Genomic DNA, 3,035 nt, shown 5'->3' with positions numbered 1-3,035 from the left:
ATCGTCGTCACCGGCCGCGGCCTGCCCGCCCAGCCGGGCGTGCGCGCCTATGACGTCGTGACGATCGACCGCGCGCGGATCGTGGGCGATGCCGCCGACCGGCTGGAGGACGTGCTCGCCGACGCCGCCGGGCTGCAGCAGTTCCGCCGGTCCGACTCGCGCTCCGCCAATCCCACCAGCCAGGGGATCGGGCTGCGCGGCCTGGGCGGCAATGCGTCGAGCCGCGCGCTGCTGATCCTCGACGGGGTGCCGCAGGCGGACCCGTTCGCCGGCTGGATCGCGTTTCCCGCCTATGCGACCGGCCGGCTGGGAGCGATCCGGGTCACGCGCGGCGGCGGCAGCGGTTACTTCGGACCGGGCGCGCTGACCGGCACCGTCGAGATCGACAGCGCGACGCCGGACCAGCTCGACACGCTGGACCTGCGCGCCGCGGGCGGCGGCAGGGGCTCGGTGGATGCGCAGGGCTCGGCCGCGCTGGTCCGCGACGCCGATGGCGCCGGCGGCTTCGCGACGCTGTCAGGCGCCTATGCGCGCGGCGACGGCTTCACGCCCACCGTCCCGCGCCAGCAGGGTCCGGTCGACCGGCCGAGCCCCTACGAACAGGCGTCGGGCGCGGTGCGGGTGGTGGTGGGCGTGGCGCCCATGACGGAGCTTCAGGCGAACATCGACGCGTTCACCGATCGTCGCGAGCGCGGCACGGCGTTCAGCGCGATCCGCAGCGACGGCGCCGACGCCAGCCTCCGGCTGGTCGGTCGCGGCCGCTGGGGCTGGTCGCTGCTCGGCTATGTGCAGGCGCGCGGCTTCGCCAACCAGTTCGTGTCGATCGATGCCGCGCGCACGACCGCGACCGAGACGCTGGACCAGTATCACACGCCATCGACGGGCGGTGGCGGCCGGATCGAGGTCTCGCCGCCGATCGGCCACGGCGTCGACCTTCGGCTGGGCGGCGACGTGCGCGCCCTGTCGGGGCGGACGGAGGAACTGTACGCCTATGTGGCCGGCGTGCCGACGCGGAGGCGCGAGGCGGGGGGCGACAGCCGCACCGCCGGCGGCTTCGCGGACGCGAGCGCGACGTTGGGCCGGGTGACGCTCGACATCGGCGGACGGCTGGATGCGTGGCGGATCGCGGACGGCATGCTGGCGGAGCGGAGCCTGGCGGGGGCGGCGCTGACGAACACCCGTTTCGCCGATCGCAGCGGCGCGGAGCCGAGCGGGCGCGGCGGGATCGCCTGGCGGGCGGCCGCGCCGGTGACGGTGCGGGCGGCGGTGTACCGCGGCTGGCGGTTGCCGACGCTCAACGAGCTCTACCGATCGTTCCGCGTCGGCGCCGACGCCACCGCCGCCAACGCCGCGCTGACCCCCGAACACTCGTTCGGATACGAAGGGGGCGTAGACCTGACGCCGCTGCCGCGCCTGACGCTGTCGGCCACCGCCTTCGACAACCGGCTGACCGATCCGATCGTCAACGTGACGCTGGGGCAGGGGCCGGGCACCTTCCCGCTGGTGGGCGTGGTCGCGGCTGGCGGCGCGTACCGGATACGCGAGAACCTCTCCGCGATCCGGTTGCGCGGGGTGGAGGTGGACGCGCGCTACGCGATCGGGCGGTGGAGCGCGCAGGCTTCCTGGGCGCATGCCGCCGCGCGGGTGGAGGCGTCGGGCGCCGCTGTGGGACTGGACGGCCTCCACCCCGCGCAGACGCCGCTCGATCAGGTCTCGGCGACGCTCGCCTGGGCCAGGGTCGACGGCCCGTCGCTGTCGGCGACCGCCCGCCACTCGTCGTCGCGGTTCGACGACGACCAGAACAGCCGTGCGCTCGCGCCCGCGACGACGCTGGATACCCGCGCCGCGCTGCCGCTCGGGCGTGGCCTCGCGGTCGAGGCGCGGGCCGAGAACCTGTTCGACGAGGAGGTGCAGACCGGCACCAGCGGCGCCGGCATCGTCGAGCGCGCGACTCCCAGGACGCTGTGGATGGGGCTGCTCTACCGGCTGCGCTGACGAGCGTGCGATGCCGCGGGAAGGTTGCCGTACGCGGCCAGCCGTGTCTAAGGTGCGACCGGCGACTTGCGGGCGGGTCCGCGGCGGCGGTGCGAGGAGACTGGATCATGCGGATCGCGATGGCGGCGTCGGCGGTGGCGGCATCGATGCCGGCGCTGGCGGGCGTAGGGGCGATGGCGCTGATGCTGTCGGCCTGCCAGTCGCGGCCCGGCACGGGGACGCCGCTCGCCGGCGGCGCCCGGGCGGTCGCGATGCTGCACAATGCCGAAGGCGTGGAGGTGGGCCGCGCGACCGCGAGCGACGTCGCGGGCGGGATGCGCGTGACGCTCGACGGCCACGCGCTGCCGCCGGGCACGCATGGTGCGCACATCCACGCCGTCGGCCTGTGCGACGCACCCGGCTTCACGACCGCGGGCGGCCACTGGAACCCGACCGGCGCGAAGCACGGATCGATGAACCCGCAAGGACCGCATGAGGGCGACCTGCCCAATCTGATCGTCGGCAGCGACGGGCACGGCAACCTCGGGGTCGTGGTGCCCGGCGCGACGGTGGCGGCGATGCTCGACGCGGACGGCGCGGCGATGATCGTCCACGCCGGCGCCGACGACCTGATGACCGACCCTTCCGGCAACAGCGGCGCGCGGATCGCCTGCGGCGTCTTCGCGGCGCGCTAGTCCGGCCACCCACCGCAGCGGCTTCGCCGCTATGCTAGTCCAGCGGCCAGCGCATGATCGCCTCGTAATCCGCGCCGGCGGGGCCGAGGTGGCTTTCATACAGCACCAGATGCCCGAGCCGGAACGGCGCGCTTGCCAGCGCCATGTTGTCCGCCAGCCAGCGGTCGATCGCCGGCGACCCCCCGGCCGAGCGCGCGAACCGTGCGAGCGTGACGTGCGGCAGATAGGTCCGGCGCTCGGGCGGCAGGCCCGCGCGGATACAGGCCTGTTCGACCTTGCGGTGCAGCCGCTCCAGCGGTTCGTGCGGGGCGACGGCGGCCCATAGCGCGTCGGCGACGCCGCGCCGCTCGAACCGGCCGACCCCGG

General features: G+C 75.0%; 3 protein-coding genes. 2 read left to right on the top strand and 1 reads right to left on the bottom strand.

Annotated features, from left to right (window positions below):
- Both HUU95_RS12530 and HUU95_RS12525 read left to right on the top strand, forming a co-directional pair.
- The coding region (locus HUU95_RS12530) for a TonB-dependent receptor (RefSeq protein WP_174280405.1) at nt 1-1,995 on the top strand (1,995 nt) is incomplete at its 5' end.
- 107 nt (nt 1,996-2,102) lie between these two features.
- On the top strand, nt 2,103-2,669 hold the full coding sequence (locus HUU95_RS12525; protein WP_438827211.1) for a superoxide dismutase family protein: 567 nt from the start codon (nt 2,103-2,105) through the stop codon (nt 2,667-2,669).
- 34 nt (nt 2,670-2,703) lie between these two features.
- Here the strand turns inward: HUU95_RS12525 and thpR are convergent.
- On the bottom strand, nt 2,704-3,035 hold a 332-nt coding region (gene thpR, locus HUU95_RS12520; protein WP_174280404.1), incomplete at its 5' end, for an RNA 2',3'-cyclic phosphodiesterase.

The sequence above is a fragment of the Sphingomonas bacterium genome (assembly GCF_903643065.1).
Classification (GTDB): domain Bacteria; phylum Pseudomonadota; class Alphaproteobacteria; order Sphingomonadales; family Sphingomonadaceae; genus Sphingomonas.
This window is presented reverse-complemented; position numbering and strand designations above follow the sequence as displayed.